Origin of the sequence: Methylotuvimicrobium sp. KM2 (genome assembly GCF_038051925.1) — a bacterium.
GTDB lineage: Bacteria > Pseudomonadota > Gammaproteobacteria > Methylococcales > Methylomonadaceae > Methylotuvimicrobium.
Window position 1 is genome coordinate 2,039,348 of sequence record NZ_CP150634.1, and the last position, 15,364, is coordinate 2,054,711.

A 15,364-nucleotide genomic window follows, 5' to 3' on the forward strand; every position below is an offset into this window, starting at 1 on the left:
ATAACCCTATATTAATTGACAGATACTGAACGTTGGTTTTTCAGTATTCGATCGATAATAATCATTTCGGAGGTTTTTATGGCTATCACACGTTACGAACCTTGGGGCATATTGAGTCAACTGCAAAGAGAATTGGAGCGCGCGAGCGAAGGCGGCACCGGCGAAGGGTCGATCTCGACCGCCGAATGGGCCCCTGCCGTCGACATCAAGGAAGAAACCGATAAATTCGTGTTGCATGCCGATATTCCGGGCGTCAAGCCTGAAGATATCGAAGTCAGTATGGAAAACGGCATCCTGACGATCAAAGGTGAAAAGAAGACCGAAGCGAAAACCGAAAAAGAAGGTTATAAGCGAGTCGAGAGAACTTACGGTTCCTTCTACCGCCGCTTCAGCTTGCCCGATACCGCTAATGCCGATGCGATTTCGGCGAAATCGAAACACGGCGTTTTGGAAATCACGATTCCGAAACAAGAAGCGGTACAGCCGAAAAAAATCAATGTGACCTCGGAAGAATGAGTCAAGAAAACGGAGCCTTCGGGCTCCGTTTTTTTTTTGGCTAGGAACGAGCGCGAAAAACATAAGGCTTCATCATTCCCTCTCATTGCGCTTCATGGTAAAACTGCCGAATTCAGGTTGATGGGTCGCGGAACATCGCCTATCGAAGGCTCCGAAAGTCGCGACGATGATATTGTTCCGACAGAGACCTACGGGCGTTTTGTGGGAGCGATCCCCAGATCGCGATCTCGAAGTCGAGGGGGCAAGGTAACAACAAACGGTATCGAAGTTGCGTTGGCTAAGTAACTGTCCATCATTTGCCTGCTGAATTCATTTTTTAAAGTAGAAACGATACTTTATGAATATTCGAAAAACAGGAGTATTAATGCTCGCGCTGTTATCGCTGAAAACATTTAATCCTGCTTATGCGCAAGCACAAGAAGACTTCGTTTATGTCGATACGCTTATTCCGTCTATCCGTTTAGATATTCGTTATGCGAGCGCTGATAACTTTATCGGCAGGCCTATCGATGGATATTACCGGTCATGCGCATTATTGACTCAGGCAGCAGCTGAAGCGTTGATGGCGGCGCAAAATGAGTTGGCAAAATTTAATCTAGGCTTGAAAATTTTTGACGCTTATCGGCCTCAGCGCGCCGTGCGGCATTTTGTGCGTTGGTCGCAAGATGCGAATGATGTGCTTATGAAAGACGTTTATTATCCCCATCTGGACAAGCCAAGCCTGATTGAAGAAGGTTACATTGCCGCGCGGTCTTCGCATAGTCGAGGCAGCACGGTTGATGTAGCACTGGTTGATTTAAACAATGGCGAAGAACTGGATATGGGCGGCTTTTTTGATTATTTCGGTCCGGAGTCCTGGTCTTATGCTAAGACGCCTACGGCTACGCAACGAGCGCACCGGATGCTATTGCAAACGGTTATGGAAAAACAGGGATTCGTTCATTACCCTCAGGAATGGTGGCATTTTACCTTGGCGAACGAGCCTTATCCCGACACATATTTCGATTTTCCAGTGCAATAAGGTAGTGTGGGCTTTGCTGGCGTAATTGGATTTCACGAGTCAGTTCGTCAAAGACAAAAACCCAACTGCATCCGGTTTGTTTTTCAGCAACCGTATTATTTTGGTGGGTATTATCGGAGGCGGCAGAATGCCGCGAGTGTTCATGAGGCGGTGATCGATGATGCGAGTGATTCGGTTCGGGCGAGCTCTTTTCAAGTGAAACGTCCGGCATTGGCGGAGCCTGTATCGGCAAGGTTTGGCCTGCATTGCTTGGCAGTTCGGCGTCTTCGGCATTGGCGTTTGCTTTTACTTGGTAAAACAACACAATGGCCTGGCGAGCTTGCTCTCGTTGTTGAGCCGATTGGCCTTTTTGGTCGAGTTTGTCGAGAAACAACGGCAAGCTGGAGCGATGAAAAGGATCGTGATGATATTTGTGACAAAAATCCCAATAGAAACGAAACCATTTTCGATAACAGTGTTTGAGATTTTCAGGGTACTGTTTCTGATCCAATAGCGCATTGAACTGACGAGACAAAGTATCGGGAAGACTGAGCATCGTAGTTATCCAGATTCAGTTATCATGCATAAAATGTATGTTATCTCGTTTGGAATTACAAGGAATTCAGTAATATTTGACTCAAAAATGCATTCTAGTGTATAAGATATGCGGATCTAGATAATAACTTGTTCCCGGCGGCTTCGCCGCCGGGAATCGCGGCGCTCACTTAGTTCGGCCTTGTCCCGTCGCCTTGCGCCGGAACAAGGCGCTTCACCAGACGGACCGGTCGTCAAGCATACAGCTTGCCGCCCGCTCCGCTGGTGAGCGCCGCGATTATGCTGCTTGACACCTGATACGTAGCAGGTTACGCTCTGGCGCTATGATTCGAAGCTTCAAGCACAAAGGCTTAGCCAAATTTTTCAAATCCGGCAGCACTGCTGGTATACAGGCAGCCCATGCGAGTAAGCTTCGCCTAATTCTCGGCAGACTCAACGTCTCTATAGCTCCTAAAGACATGAATTTACCAGGGCTTCGACTGCATGAATTGACAGGTAACCGCTCCGGTACATGGTCAGTCACGGTGAGCGGCAATTGGCGTGTCACTTTTCGTTTTGAAGGTGAGGATGCAGAGGTAGTGAATTACGAAGACTATCATTGAGGTGTCACCATGTTAATGCACAATCCGCCGCATCCTGGCGAAATTATCAAAGAGCTTTGCCTTGATCCGCTTGGCCTTTCTGTTACTGAGGCTTCTAAGGCCCTTGGCGTTAGCCGGAAAACCCTGAGTGCTGTTCTCAATGGCCGTGCAGGCATCAGCCCTGAAATGGCAATTCGATTATCCATAGCATTTAATACATCATCAGAGAGTTGGCTTATGCAACAGACCCAATACGATTTGTGGCATGCTGAGCAGCACCGCAATGAATTACACGTTAAAAAGCTTGTGGCTGCTTGAATCATCACACAACCAAACGCTGCACCGGACAAGCCGGTGAGCGCGGCGTTAGGTTCTAAAGGAGAAGAATGAAAAATTGGCACATAACATTATTTTTACTTTTGTTAATTATTGTTCTTGCAATTTGGAGTTTATACTCTTCTAAAAATATTAGGAAAGAACTCTCTAAAGAATGCCGTGGTGATATTCAGTGTGTTGAGCAAATTAATAATGTTCCATCAGAACAATTAGAACAGATACGAAGAGAGACTCTTCGTTGTAATAACAGTCCTCAATGCATTGATCTTTACACTTTTGGAACTGGGGATTATGTAAAACCCAGTCAACATATTTTCATACCAGTGACGCATGATAGCCCTAACCAAAAAAGTATAATGGACCCCAAAAACTGAACAGTTAATTAAGGTGGTAATCTGCATATATAAACCCGAGAAAGTGTAGAGGAAAAACCATGCAGAGAAAGAAACACAGTGCCGAATTTAAAGCCAAAGTGGCGCTAGAAGCCAAAACCATCAACGAGATCGCCGGCGCGCACCAGGTGCATCCAAATCAGGTCTCGAACTGGAAAAAAGAAGCGCAAGCCGGACTGGTCGAGTGTTTTTCCGTAAAACGGGGCCGAAAGAGCCGGCAGCATGAAGCCGACCAGGAAGCGCTGTATAGCCAAATCGGGCGGTTGAAAGTCGAGTTGGACTGGCTTAAAAAAAAGTCCGGGCTGTCCCTGTAAGCGAACGGCGCCAGTGGCTGGAACCGGCTCCGGAGCTCTCGTTGAGTCGTCAGTGTGTATTAACCGGCGTGTCGCGGGGAAGCTACTACTACCGAAGCGTACCGGAAGACGCGCTTACGATCGACCTGATGCATCGGATCGACGCGCTTTATACCGACTATCCCTTTTACGGGAGTCGGCGGCGCTGAAACGGTTAGGCTATCGGGTCAATCGTAAGCGCATCCGGGGTCTGATGGCGAAGATGGGCTTGGAAGCGATCTATCCCAAGCCCAATACCAGCCAAAGTCACCCGGAACACCGAGTCTATCCGTATTTGTTAAACGACTTGGCGATCGAACGGCCCAATCAGGTCTGGAGTACCGATATTACTTATGTACGGCTCGCTCAGGGATTTGCCTACCTGGTGGCCGTGATCGATTGGTATAGCCGCAAAGTCTTGGCCTGGTACTTATCCAACACGATCGATATCGGGTTTTGTCTGGATTGCCTGGAAGCCGCGTTACGACACGGGCAGCCGGATATTTTCAATAGCGACCAAGGCAGCCAGTTTACCAGCCGGGAATTTACCGGGCGCTTGACGGAGGCCGGGATACGGATCAGCATGGACGGGCGTTGGATAATGTCTTTGTAGAACGCTTATGGCGGAGCGTCAAGTATGAAAATATCTATGTCAAAGGCTATGAAACGATGACCGAAGCCAAAACCGGACTGGCCGAGTATTTTCAGTTTTACAACGAAACGAGGCCACATCAAAGCCTGAATTACGCGACACCGCATGAAGTCCATGGCGGCTAATAGGCATGGCGCGTGGCGGGCCTGTGGACAAAGCGTGAATGTCCTTCGGACCGTGTGGATAAGCTGATGGAAAACTGCTGAAGCAGTTTCCCACGAGCTTACCCACACTCATTCACCCTTTGCCCACAGGCCCGCCATGAACCGAAAGAGGGTGATGAAAACGCCTGCGGCGCAATAATTATAAAAGATTTATTTTTTAAAGAGCAGGTTCCACCTTAAATTAGACCATTTTCTGTATTGACGTTGGGGTCCACTTTACTATAGCCTGGGCCGATTGTTCCAGCATATTTGGCTGGATGTTCAGGGGCGCCGGACCTTCTTTCCTGAACACTAGATATTGGGGAGAACCACGGGAAATACGGAAGAGCCGAAAAAAAGAGATCCTATCACTCAGTCTATGGAATGGCGACTTACCAATGAAGATGCTCGGGTAAAATTTAAAAAATCTTACCCGACAATACAAAAATGACCGAATACTATGGTGATAGAAACTTAGCTGAAATTTTACTACCCCCAAGTACAAACACATCCAGATTTTCGGTTACCGGTCCTTCACCAACGTCATCTTGAAACTTAATATTTAAGAAACCTAACCCTAATATTGATGCGTTAAGTTTCGAAGGACAACTATTACCATTCAAAAAATTCGCTCTACCGACTATCGCTAGAGCACCAAAATTTACTGCGAAGTCTGACGTCTCACTGTCCTGGAATTTTAGTTCCGAGGAAAACCAAACTTCAGTAAGTAAACCATTTCTGATACGTTCTAAAGAACTATCAAAAAGAATGAAAGGGTCTGTTACGTCTTTAACTTCTTTTTTTTCTTGTTTATCATAAACGACAAGCCGCCCTTCTCCGGTAGAGCAGTCATCCATTCGTAAAGCCAAAATAGTGTCTTTGGAAACACGCCTATTTGGCGGAAAATTTTGAACCAGATTGACAATCGCTTTCTGCGATTGCGTTAATTTGGAAATTTTGGTGTTTGAAATATTTAACTGGTCTTCAATTGCTAATTTTAATGAAAGTTTAACATCAAAATAATTGGCTTCGTTTGCATTTACCTGTTGAGAGTTAAATAATAAAACCAATCCAAAAACTATTGCTATTTTTACTATATATTCAATATTTTGACTCATAGCACGCTACCTTTGCTTTAAGTAACCCTTTAGCACTTTCCCGTTTTTCATATGATGAGGATTAAGTACTTGTTTGAAAGTAATTGATTTACCATAGGCGCACCCCAAAAAAAACTGTACAAAGCGCGAGACTAAACGATTACGCTCGCATAGAGCCTCAAACGGAATTCTTTAAAACAAATAAAAAGCCGAACCACCTACATGACCATAGCGACGGTCACTTTCGGCAGTCCGGCTTTCCTGGATCAAAGGACCCGCGACTTTCTGTCCCTACCTTACGATAGGTTTGGCTTTCACCGAATTCGATCATAAAATTTAATAAGTTTCAACTGAGGATTTTTATAAAGAATGAATAACACCTCAGGTTTTGTTGTCACCCCCTATACCCCTCATCGTTATACATAAGTCGAAAATTACCGTTTTTCTCGTTCCCACCGCTCCAGCGTGGGAATGCATACCGATCTTGCCTCGGCTGACAAGGTATGGGTTTCCACTGAGGACCGTGGGAACCAGAAAAAAATTACTGATTTGCAATCTTAGCTACTCCCTTTTGATTGAAAAACCGTCTAAGAATAAAAAGGCATGGGATATGTCTATCGAGGACCGCCGTGAACCCGTCCATGGGGGCTTGACGGCAGCGATCCCTGCTGCCGACATCCTCGCTAGCCACACCCCATACCTTCACAAAGTTAGCTAATTTTTGAGTATAAAGGGAGTAATGAGGCCTCGATACCATTTTTTGTCGCCCGACGTTCCCGACTTTCCCTCACCTAGCGTTAGGTGAGGAACGATCTGGGGATCGCTCCCACAGAGCATCCGGCCTCCTTGTGGGAGCGACGCCTTCGTCGCGATTTCGAAGCTACTGATGTTCAATATCCGCAGGTTTATCAAACTGCACAGTTTCCAGGTGTACGATGACCTCTGTTTAGCAAGTTTACCGATACTTGTGTATAACGGCGAGCCTATACCACTAGTTGTCGTCGGCGTTTTCGGCGATTTCGTGGGTTTTTGCTTTGGCCCGCTCGAATTTTGGGTTCTAAATCGTCGATTGCTTTTTGCGATTCTTCTTTGACTTTGTTTTTCAATTCGGTCAGTTTGCTTTGTTGTTCGTCGATAGTAGATTGGATTTTATTCAACAGTTCGTCTTCAGTTATGGCCGTCGCTCCAAAGAATAGGATTAATGATTTGAATCGTTTCGAACAATCCGAAACGTCAGGGTTTTCGGCCGAACATTTTGCCGAATGCATTGATGGCGCCTGAGACGCCGCCGACGCTATTCAGCAACTGTTCTCCAAGATCGGCGAGCGTTCCGTTTGGAGAAGCCTTGTCAATGACGTTAGGCACTGCTTCTTGGAGTCCGTTCAACGCCGAAGATTCGCTGATGCCCAGTTGTTTGGCGAATGCGGCAATTTTGTCGTGACCGAATATTTGTTCCAACTGGTTTCCGGAAACCGGAGCATTCTGGCCTTTGCCTAGCCACGAGGACGCGAGCTGCATTAAATCTTGGCTGCCACCGTTCTGCATGCTGGAAATAATAGAAGCCAGATTCAGTTGACCTTGAGTGTTACCGAACAATTTGGCCAACGCTCCGACGATTTCGGAGGTTTCTACTTTTCCGTCACGATCCGTGTCCAATTGCTCCTTGAATAATTGTGCACTTCTTTGAAGTAGGGAATTGATATCCATGACTGTGCCGCCTCGGGTCAAAGGTTTTTGGGGATTCGGATTTTCTGGCCGGGATAGATTTTATCCGGGTCTTTGATGACTTCTCGGTTGGCCTCGAATATTTTTTGATATTTCGAGCCGTTGCCGTAGGCTGTCTCGGCGATTTTCCAAAGCGTATCGCCTTTTTCGATCGTGTAAAACTGATCGTCTCCGGCGACCGTGCTGCCATCCGCGATCGTCACTCCTGCGGCATCAATGGCTTCGATGCCTTGCACATTCCCAGCGATCAAAACGGCTTTTTCCAATGCTTCGGCCGAGCTTGCCTTGCCGCTCAGAATGGCGCGGCCATCTTTGACTTGTATCTGCAAATTTTCGACGCCCGGATTATCTTCTTCGATTAGCTTTTGTATCGCGGCAGGCGCCTCGGTTTCGGAGCCGAACAGTTTTTTGCCCATATTCATCGCAAAGTTGAATAAACCCATGATCTATCCTCTTTTTTGTTGTGGAAATTTAGTTTGCTTTCGGAACATACACCCCGCCTTGATCGCGGTCAACTGATTTCGGGCGTACAAAAAATTAGGGCAGGCTTTGCATTTGACATTTGGACCTTGTTGATCTAACCGTCCAAGGAAAGTGACTTGTGGTATTGCATGCCGACAGGGGAGATATACCTTTCGCACTTCAAATTTCGGCATTGCCAGAGGAGGTGCCTGGGTGTCCGATAAAGGCTTTGCCAGCATGGAGCTGGCATAGAGCCTACATGGACGTATTCACGGCGTCCTTTAGCGGACACCCAGGCACCGAATTTTGATCTACGACGGGTATACAATTCGAATCATAACGCCAAGATTAGCCACGCTATCGGATTTGTCCAATACTCTGTTTGGCGCTTGCTGCAAGATAATCGCCGGAAGTAATACACACGAGACCCTCGATCGGGCGGTTATAGAGATAAACCCAAGCGTTCAGTGTTTGAACTGGGTCGAGCATGACCGGTTCGATGGACCTCGCATATTCGTGGGGTCGAGGGTCGCCAATGGCGCATTGCTCGTAGCGGTCGAGTGTGGCTAGGATCATTTTTGGGCGGCCGATTCGGTAGATATCGCCGAGCACTTGGTCACCGGCTTTGTTGGATTTTACGACGCCCGGATATTCCCCAAGATTAAATAATTTTCCCTGAAAATATCCAGGGCCAATCCAGTCGGCGCGTTGATTTAGCCAACGCGACATGGGGTGTCCGTGATTTTTTCGCAAGGTTCCGTACACGAATAGATAGTCTGTTTGGCGTTTTTTTAGTCGTTTCATTTTTTGTTGTCGTTCGAATGGTACATTTTGTCGACGGCGTCCTTAAACCAGCGAGGCAAAAAGATTACGACAAATAAGCCGATGACTGCGGCAATCGGTATCGGACCGATTTCAAGGATTGCCAAGAAAATCATTAACAATCCGTATTTCAATCGTATGAAAATATTCATCGAATTGTGTGATGGTTTATGTTCATCGTAGGTCAAAAAATTCGGCACTAGGGTGGCCTGCCAAGCGAGTTACCGAACCCTTAACAAAGTGCATAGTTACAGGACGTTATTTATCACGAAATCCTTAACTTTATGGCAGCGATGCAGGAGCAATTGCCGAGTAGTAAAAATTGACCTAACACACCGTCACTTCCTTAGGTAGTAACGAAATTCGAAGTGCTAAGGGTGCAAAAACGAAGGCCTACTTTTGAAAATGGTGAGTAGGGCAGTGATCGTTGCGCAAGCTAATAATAGGCCAATTCGATTGCTCCGCATGGGCTTTGAGTTTTTCGTCGGGATCGACCGCAACCGGGTTTTGCACTCGATTCAGCAAAGGCAGGTCGTTGTGCGAATCGCTGTAAAACCAACTGTTTGCAAGTGTTTCTTCCGAGGATGTCAGCCAGTCTTCCAGTAAAGCGACCTTGCCGGCTTGGAAGCAAGGCGTGCCGCTGAAATTGCCGGTATATCTGCCGTCGATGAATTCCGGGGTCGTCGCCAACAAGTGTTCGATACCGTAAAGCTTGACGATCGGTTCTGTGACGAAGCGATTGGTTGCGGTAATCACCATTAAGGTGTCGCCTTTGTTTTTGTGTTTGTCGATCAAGGCTTGAGCCGGTTTGAGCATTAACGGTTTGATGATTTCTTCGATAAATTGTTCACGCCATGCAAACAGTTGCCTAGGGGTGTGCTCAGATAAGGGTCTTAATGAAAAGTTAAGAAATTCCACGATATCCAGGCAGCCTTGTTTGTAATCGTCATAAAATTTGGCATTGGCCGCTTCATATCGGGCTTTGTCGACAATGCCTCGGTCGACTAAAAATTGCCCCCATAAATAATCGCTGTCATCGGCGATTAAGGTGTTATCTAAATCGAAGATCGCTAAACTCACTGCTGTAACCTATTGAAAAATTATAAAGGGCATCGCGCTATAGCCTTGTTGATTGTTTTGTGGAACAATATCGCAATATTTTAAATCCCTGGTTTACTGGGCCATTCTATCACTTAGAAAAATGACGCTGTAGTTCTGCTCCGAATTTTTGTTTTTGCCTACTAAGGTTGAAAAAAGGGTTTGTTAGCGATTTACAGTTTATCGTTTCAGTAGAGAAGGCGTGGGCATCAGGCTTATATTGACAGGTTTTAACATGATTGACTCAAAAGGATACCGGCCCAATGTCGGCATCATCCTTTGCAATGACGAGGGTCGCGTGTTTTGGGCTAAGCGTACGGGCGCTAATTCATGGCAGTTTCCGCAAGGAGGCATCAATGAGGGCGAGGACCCGGAGCAGGCGATGTATCGAGAGTTGTGGGAGGAGACGGGTTTGCGTTCCGAGCACGTTCAGCTATTGGGCAGGACTCGATATTGGTTACGCTATCAATTGCCGGAACGTTACATGCGCAAAAACTCGTGGCCGTTATGCATAGGACAAAAACAAATTTGGTTCATTCTTCGTTTATTGACGCAAGATTCTGACGTTCGCTTCGATTGCGGGGCCAAACCTGAGTTCGACGGTTGGCGCTGGGTTGATTATTGGGAGCCGCTCAAGGATGTTGTATATTTCAAACGTAAAGTTTATCGAAGAGCAATGTCCGAGTTAGGCGAGATTTTGTTGGCCGATTCGGTGCCGGTCAAGGCTGACGGCTTCTTAGCTAAGAAATGGCAGCAACAGAAATCTCGGTAATTTAACCCAGCTTCAATATTTATCGAACATAAATTGTTGATTAGTACGATAGAGCTAAATTTTGGCACTTCAAAGCCATTTTTGGTGCGTTTTTAATTTTATCATTCAGTAATATAGACCGTAGGCGCTACATTTGTTAAAGCTGGGTTAATATTCCGTACAGCTCCGGTCGATTTCTTGCAAGATGCCTGGCAGGCGGTGAACTTGGGTGGTGATCCGGCCGTCCGAATGCAATTCAATGGTTCGATAGCCCGGCATTAGCTCGTCTAACGTAAATCGCGAGCATAGCGGTTTGAATTGGAAGCAAGTCGATGGCGTCCCTAATATTCTTAGCGAGTTTAAGTAAATATCCATTTCTTGATGAATATGGCCGGTCGTGATGCCCCTTATTTGCGGATAGCGGCCCGAAATCCTTAAAAACTCGTCGCTGTTTTTGATGATCATCGTGTCCATCCAGCTGCTTCGGGTCGGTACACAGTGGTGATGAACCGCAATCAACGTAAAAAGATTCGGTTTTTTTTCTAGCGCGTCTTCAATAAACCTCAATTCGTTTTCACTGAGACTTCCCTCGGCTTTCCCCGGTATCTGGCTATTCAGGCAAAGCACTTGCCAATGCGCGAATTCGATATGTTTCTTACAGCTGATGTTGTCTTGGTTTAGCCATTGCTGCATTAAAGCATAATCATCGTGATTGCCCGGAAGGCATAGCGTATCGACAGCTAATGCTTGTAGTCGGTCGAAAATTCTTTGATAAGCTTCAGTACAGGGGTCCTGAGTTAAATCGCCGGTAACTAATACTAAATCGTATTGAGTGTTCGTTTGCCGCACATGTTGCAATACGGCCTCGAAATAAAATTCGGTGTCGACTCCTAGCATTTTTTCGCCGGGGCTCGGAAGAATATGCAGGTCGGTTAATTGTAAAAGCGATAACGCGCCTTGAGTGCTCATGGATATTAATTCAGATGGATTTGCACAATATTTTAGAGTTACGCTGTGGATTGTAGATCGATTTCAGTTGTTCGGGCAGCGTTTCGACTGCGGTTGGTGCAAATCCTCGCTCTAAGAACCAATGGCTGGTTTGTGTCGTGAGTGCAAAAATTTGCTGCATGCCTAGCATTTTAGCCTTACGTTGCAAATGCTCCAATAATCGACCGGCTCTGGCGTAGCCTCGGTAATCGGGATGTACGGCCAGACAGGCGATCATGCCGGCGTGTTCGTTTTCGATCGAATGCAGCGCTGTGCAGCCGATAATGAGACCGTCCCGTTCGATAATAATATAGTCTCCGATCTCCATTTCCAGCTTTTCCCGCGAACGTTTAACTAGGATGCCTTGTTCTTCCAAAGGTATGATGAGTTCTAAGATGCCGCCGATATCGTTTAATGTTGCTGTACGCATTTCTTCATAGGGTGTTGAGCTAATTAATGTGCCCGTGCCGTCTCGGCTGAATAATTCCAAAAGGAGCCCGCCGTCTTGATGGCGATTAACAAGATGCACACGTTCAACGCCTGATTGGCAGCCATGGATCGCGGCTTGTAAAGGCAGGCTAATTGATTGTTCTATGTCCGGAAAGCGATCAATAAATTGTTGGGTTTCGACGGTTGTCATTTGCTGAATCTTGTCGCCGCTCTCAGGATGATTGAGGCTTTGTTCGGTGAGCAATAGCAGTTTTTCCGCTTTTAAGGCGATCGCAATTTCGGTGGCTACTTTTTCTGCCGACAAATTGAATGCCTCGCCGCTCGGCGAATAACCGACCGGCGAGATTAAAACAACGGAATTCATGTCCAGTTGTTGATGGATGGCTTGGCTATCGATTCTGCGTACTTCGCCGGTATGGCCGTAATCGACGCCGTCGATGACGCCGATCGGTTTGGCGATGACGAAATTACCCGATACGACGCGTATTTTGGCGCCGGCCATCGGCGAGTTGGCTAGTCCCATCGATAAGAGGGCTTCGATTTCTACTCGGACGAGACCGGCAGCTTCTTTTACGCATTGTAGCGCCAATTCGTCGGTGACTCGGAGATTCTTGTGAAAACGGGGGGAGATGTTTTGTTTGCGTAGGCAGGTATCGATTTGGGGGCGAATGCCATGTACGAGGACTAGTCGTATCCCTAGGCTGTTGAGCAGCGCAAAATCATGCACATGATGCGCGAACCCCGAGTCATAGACTGCCTCGCCGCCGAATGAAACGACAAAGGTGCGGTTCCGGTGGGCGTGAATATAAGGCGAGGAGTCTCTGAACCAGTTGACAAAATCGTGGCTCAGAGACGAGGCCGGTAAATTAGAATCGGTCACAAAAAGCTGACTCGGTCAATTTTTTCCGCGATCAATCTAAATTGTCGGTGACGGCGCCTTTTGAAGCCGAACTGGTCAATTTGGCGAATTTCGCCAATACTCCGCGCGTGTATTTTGGAGCCGGTTGTTGCCATTTTTCCATGCGGCGGTTCATTTCGTGCTCGTTGATATGTAACGTCAATTCGTTGTTTTCGGCGTCTATCGTAATGGTATCGCCGTTTTGAACGATGGCTAGCGGGCCGCCGGTGTAGGCCTCAGGGGTAATATGTCCGACCACGAAGCCGTGCGTGCCGCCTGAAAAGCGACCGTCGGTGATCAATGCGACGTCTTTGCCTAGTCCTTTGCCCATGACAGCCGAAGTTGGCGACAACATTTCGCGCATGCCGGGGCCGCCTTTCGGGCCTTCGTAACGAATCACGATGACGTCGCCTTTGACGATGTCGCCGTTCAAAATGCTTTGCAATGCCTGTTCTTCGGCATCGAATACTTTTGCTCTGCCGGTAAACAATAAACCTTCCTTGCCGGTAATTTTCGCGACCGAGCCTTCCGGAGCCAGATTGCCGTATAAAACGACCAAGTGACTGTCTTTTTTAATTGGGTTGTCGAAGGAATGGATCATGTCCTGGCCTTCAGGATACGGTTGTACGTCGGCAAGGTTCTCGGCCAAAGTCTTGCCGGTGACAGTCAGACAGTCACCGTGCAGCAACCCTCGGTCCAATAGGGCTTTCATCAATGGTTGAATGCCGCCGATTTCAATCAGCTCGGCCATTTGATATTTTCCGCTCGGCTTCAGGTCGGCCAGCATCGGAACGTTTTTGCCGATGCGGGTGAAATCGTCTAGCGTGATGTCGACACCGGTTGTATTGGCCATCGCAATCAAATGTAGTACCGAATTAGTCGAGCCGCCGAGTGCGATAACGACGGTGATCGCATTTTCGAATGCAGCCTTGGTCATGATGTCGCGCGGTTTGATGTCTTTAGCGAGCAATTCGAGAACAGCCGCGCCGGCTCGTTCGCAGTCTAGGCGTTTGTCTTCGGAAACCGCGGCTTGCGCCGAGCTGTTCGGTAAGCTCATGCCCAGCGCTTCGATTGCCGAGGCCATCGTGTTTGCTGTGTACATGCCACCGCAGGAGCCCGCGCCGGGTATCGCTTTTGCTTCGATTTGAGCGAGTTCTTCGTCATCGATTTTATTGTTTGCGCGCGCGCCGACCGCTTCGAAAACCGAGACGACATCAAGTTTTTTATCTTTATGGCATCCCGGCAGAATCGTACCGCCGTAAACGAAGATAGCCGGACGGTTTAGGCGCGATAATGCGATCATGCAGCCGGGCATGTTTTTATCGCAGCCGCCGATCGCAACGACGCCGTCGAAGCCCTGGCAGCCGACGACCGTTTCAATTGAGTCGGCAATGACTTCACGGGAAACCAGCGAGTATTTCATGCCTTCGGTGCCCATCGAAATACCGTCGGAGATTGTGATGGTATTGAAAATAACTGCTTTGCCGCCGGATTTATCGACGCCTCGAGCTGCATCGTCGGCAAGTCGATTAATATGCATGTTGCAGGGAGTTACCATGCTCCAAGTTGAAGCGACGCCGATTTGCGGTTTTTTGAAGTCTTCATTTTTAAAGCCAACGGCATGCAGCATTGCGCGGCTTGGCGCGCGCTCCATGCCATCAACGACTTGAGATGAAAAGCGTCTTGCGGATTTGTCACCTGAGTTTGCCATCTGAATTCCTAATGTTTTCAATTGTTAATAGTAGATCTGGGGTATCAAGTTGAAGCGGTTTCTTAGGATAGCGCGATAAATAACTTCCGAGAGTTATGAGCTTTGTCGAGAATGCGGTTACTCGCCCCAGTCCTATTCCGGGGGGGCATTTGCTCAAGTTGTTATGGGTGCGCACTTACTTTCGTCCCCATTTCTTAAAACGTATCCCAGCTGCTGGTTCGTCGTCCTAAGCTTAGTTTTGGTAATATAAAACCGAGTAAAACGCCCCCTAATGCGAGTATTCCGCCATAGAGAAACCAGTCTTGATGAGCGCTATCGCGTAAGGCTTGGTTTTCTCGTTTAAGCTGTTGTAACTCGCGCTCGGCTGAAACGACGCGTTCTTGGAATTGATCGCGTTGGTTTTTAATGTCGATAGCACTTGACGAAATTTGTTTTATTTCGGCAAGTTCCATCATCAATTGGTTGCGTTCGGCCATTAATGTCTCGCTAGATTTAACGGTCTCTTGCAATGAAGTTAACTCGGATTTCAGTCCGGCATTATCATTTTGAAGTTGTTCAATTTTTTTATTAGCTTTTTCAAGTAGATGGCTGTCGGGCGGCGAGGTTTTTAAAAAACGAGTTAAAATATAGCCTTCGATACCTTTATTTGTTCTAACATAAGAATAACCGGAGCTGAGGTCTTCGATCAGGGTCAACGGCGTGCCGGAGCGAAGCATTCGCAAAATTTTACTGCGTTCGTTCTCGGCGACTCTGAGAGTTAATTCTAAGTCATCGGTGACATAAACGGTTTTAGCTTGAGCAGCATTGATAACGATTGCGGAGAGAATGATAGCGTATACTAATTTTTTCACATGTA

18 protein-coding genes, 1 pseudogene and 1 riboswitch are annotated in these 15,364 nt (G+C 47.2%); of the genes and pseudogenes, 7 read left to right on the top strand and 12 right to left on the bottom strand.

All coding sequences use genetic code 11. From position 1 onward, the window contains the following. The first annotated feature begins 78 nt into the window (after window positions 1-78). Both WJM45_RS08625 and WJM45_RS08630 read left to right on the top strand, forming a co-directional pair. Window positions 79-516 carry an Hsp20/alpha crystallin family protein gene (locus WJM45_RS08625; protein WP_014148258.1) on the top strand — a complete coding sequence of 146 codons (438 nt, stop codon included), beginning with the start codon at window positions 79-81 and terminating at the stop codon, window positions 514-516. A gap of 337 nt (window positions 517-853) precedes the next feature. Next, a complete protein-coding gene (locus WJM45_RS08630; RefSeq protein WP_341328546.1) occupies window positions 854-1,537 on the top strand; it encodes a M15 family metallopeptidase in 684 nt (227 codons plus the stop codon). On the opposite strand, the gene WJM45_RS08635 is transcribed toward WJM45_RS08630, so the two are convergent. Further along, window positions 1,482-2,072, bottom strand: a complete 591-nt coding sequence (locus WJM45_RS08635) for a hypothetical protein (protein WP_341328547.1) — start codon at window positions 2,070-2,072, stop codon at window positions 1,482-1,484. The genes WJM45_RS08630 and WJM45_RS08635 overlap by 56 nt on opposite strands. 322 nt (window positions 2,073-2,394) lie before the next feature. Between WJM45_RS08635 and WJM45_RS08640 the strand changes: the two genes are divergently transcribed. The 4 genes and pseudogenes from WJM45_RS08640 (at window position 2,395) to WJM45_RS08655 (ending at window position 4,489) form a co-directional block, all read left to right on the top strand. Continuing rightward, window positions 2,395-2,673: a type II toxin-antitoxin system RelE/ParE family toxin gene (locus WJM45_RS08640; RefSeq protein ID WP_341328548.1), complete on the top strand. Its 279-nt coding sequence runs from the start codon at window positions 2,395-2,397 to the stop codon at window positions 2,671-2,673. 9 nt (window positions 2,674-2,682) lie between these two features. Continuing rightward, a complete protein-coding gene (locus WJM45_RS08645) occupies window positions 2,683-2,970 on the top strand; it encodes a HigA family addiction module antitoxin (protein ID WP_341328549.1) in 288 nt (95 codons plus the stop codon). A 68-nt stretch (window positions 2,971-3,038) separates the two neighbouring features. Beyond that, the gene (locus WJM45_RS08650) at window positions 3,039-3,362 is read left to right on the top strand and encodes a hypothetical protein (RefSeq protein ID WP_341328550.1); all 324 of its coding nucleotides are present in this window, start codon (window positions 3,039-3,041) and stop codon (window positions 3,360-3,362) included. A 59-nt stretch (window positions 3,363-3,421) separates the two neighbouring features. Continuing rightward, window positions 3,422-4,489 (top strand): annotated as a pseudogene (locus WJM45_RS08655) (IS3 family transposase). Between the two features lie 476 nt (window positions 4,490-4,965). Here WJM45_RS08655 and WJM45_RS08660 read toward each other — a convergent pair. The 7 genes from WJM45_RS08660 to WJM45_RS08690 all read right to left on the bottom strand — a co-directional run bounded on the left by WJM45_RS08660 (window position 4,966) and on the right by WJM45_RS08690 (window position 9,693). Then, on the bottom strand, window positions 4,966-5,625 hold the full coding sequence (locus WJM45_RS08660; RefSeq protein ID WP_341328551.1) for a hypothetical protein: 660 nt from the start codon (window positions 5,623-5,625) through the stop codon (window positions 4,966-4,968). A gap of 222 nt (window positions 5,626-5,847) precedes the next feature. Then, window positions 5,848-5,926, bottom strand: a riboswitch (cyclic di-GMP riboswitch). A 661-nt stretch (window positions 5,927-6,587) separates the two neighbouring features. Next, a complete protein-coding gene (locus WJM45_RS08665) occupies window positions 6,588-6,872 on the bottom strand; it encodes a hypothetical protein (RefSeq protein WP_341328992.1) in 285 nt (94 codons plus the stop codon). Then, window positions 6,838-7,311: a YidB family protein gene (locus WJM45_RS08670; RefSeq protein ID WP_341328552.1), complete on the bottom strand. Its 474-nt coding sequence runs from the start codon at window positions 7,309-7,311 to the stop codon at window positions 6,838-6,840. Before WJM45_RS08670 ends, WJM45_RS08665 begins: the two co-directional genes overlap by 35 nt. A gap of 17 nt (window positions 7,312-7,328) precedes the next feature. Then, the gene (lysM, locus tag WJM45_RS08675; protein ID WP_341328553.1) at window positions 7,329-7,772 is read right to left on the bottom strand and encodes a peptidoglycan-binding protein LysM; all 444 of its coding nucleotides are present in this window, start codon (window positions 7,770-7,772) and stop codon (window positions 7,329-7,331) included. 376 nt (window positions 7,773-8,148) lie between these two features. Further along, window positions 8,149-8,595: a gamma-glutamylcyclotransferase family protein gene (locus tag WJM45_RS08680; protein ID WP_341328554.1), complete on the bottom strand. Its 447-nt coding sequence runs from the start codon at window positions 8,593-8,595 to the stop codon at window positions 8,149-8,151. Then, complete coding sequence (locus tag WJM45_RS08685) at window positions 8,592-8,765, bottom strand: hypothetical protein (RefSeq protein WP_341328555.1); 174 nt, start codon at window positions 8,763-8,765, stop codon at window positions 8,592-8,594. The genes WJM45_RS08680 and WJM45_RS08685 overlap by 4 nt, the downstream gene beginning before the upstream one ends. 241 nt (window positions 8,766-9,006) lie before the next feature. Then, window positions 9,007-9,693, bottom strand: a complete 687-nt coding sequence (locus tag WJM45_RS08690) for an HAD family hydrolase (RefSeq protein WP_341328556.1) — start codon at window positions 9,691-9,693, stop codon at window positions 9,007-9,009. A 253-nt stretch (window positions 9,694-9,946) separates the two neighbouring features. On the opposite strand from WJM45_RS08690, the gene WJM45_RS08695 reads away from it, so the two are divergent. After that, window positions 9,947-10,483 carry an RNA pyrophosphohydrolase gene (locus WJM45_RS08695; protein WP_341328557.1) on the top strand — a complete coding sequence of 179 codons (537 nt, stop codon included), beginning with the start codon at window positions 9,947-9,949 and terminating at the stop codon, window positions 10,481-10,483. Between the two features lie 147 nt (window positions 10,484-10,630). Here WJM45_RS08695 and cpdA read toward each other — a convergent pair whose 3' ends face one another. The 4 genes from cpdA to WJM45_RS08715 all read right to left on the bottom strand — a co-directional run bounded on the left by cpdA (window position 10,631) and on the right by WJM45_RS08715 (window position 15,359). After that, complete coding sequence (gene cpdA, locus WJM45_RS08700) at window positions 10,631-11,431, bottom strand: 3',5'-cyclic-AMP phosphodiesterase (RefSeq protein ID WP_341328558.1); 801 nt, start codon at window positions 11,429-11,431, stop codon at window positions 10,631-10,633. Between the two features lie 10 nt (window positions 11,432-11,441). Beyond that, on the bottom strand, window positions 11,442-12,779 hold the full coding sequence (argA, locus tag WJM45_RS08705; protein ID WP_341328559.1) for an amino-acid N-acetyltransferase: 1,338 nt from the start codon (window positions 12,777-12,779) through the stop codon (window positions 11,442-11,444). 31 nt (window positions 12,780-12,810) lie between these two features. Continuing rightward, a complete protein-coding gene (gene ilvD / locus WJM45_RS08710; protein WP_341328560.1) occupies window positions 12,811-14,508 on the bottom strand; it encodes a dihydroxy-acid dehydratase in 1,698 nt (565 codons plus the stop codon). A gap of 194 nt (window positions 14,509-14,702) precedes the next feature. Then, a complete protein-coding gene (locus WJM45_RS08715) occupies window positions 14,703-15,359 on the bottom strand; it encodes a TIGR04211 family SH3 domain-containing protein (RefSeq protein ID WP_341328561.1) in 657 nt (218 codons plus the stop codon). Window positions 15,360-15,364 lie beyond the last annotated feature (5 nt).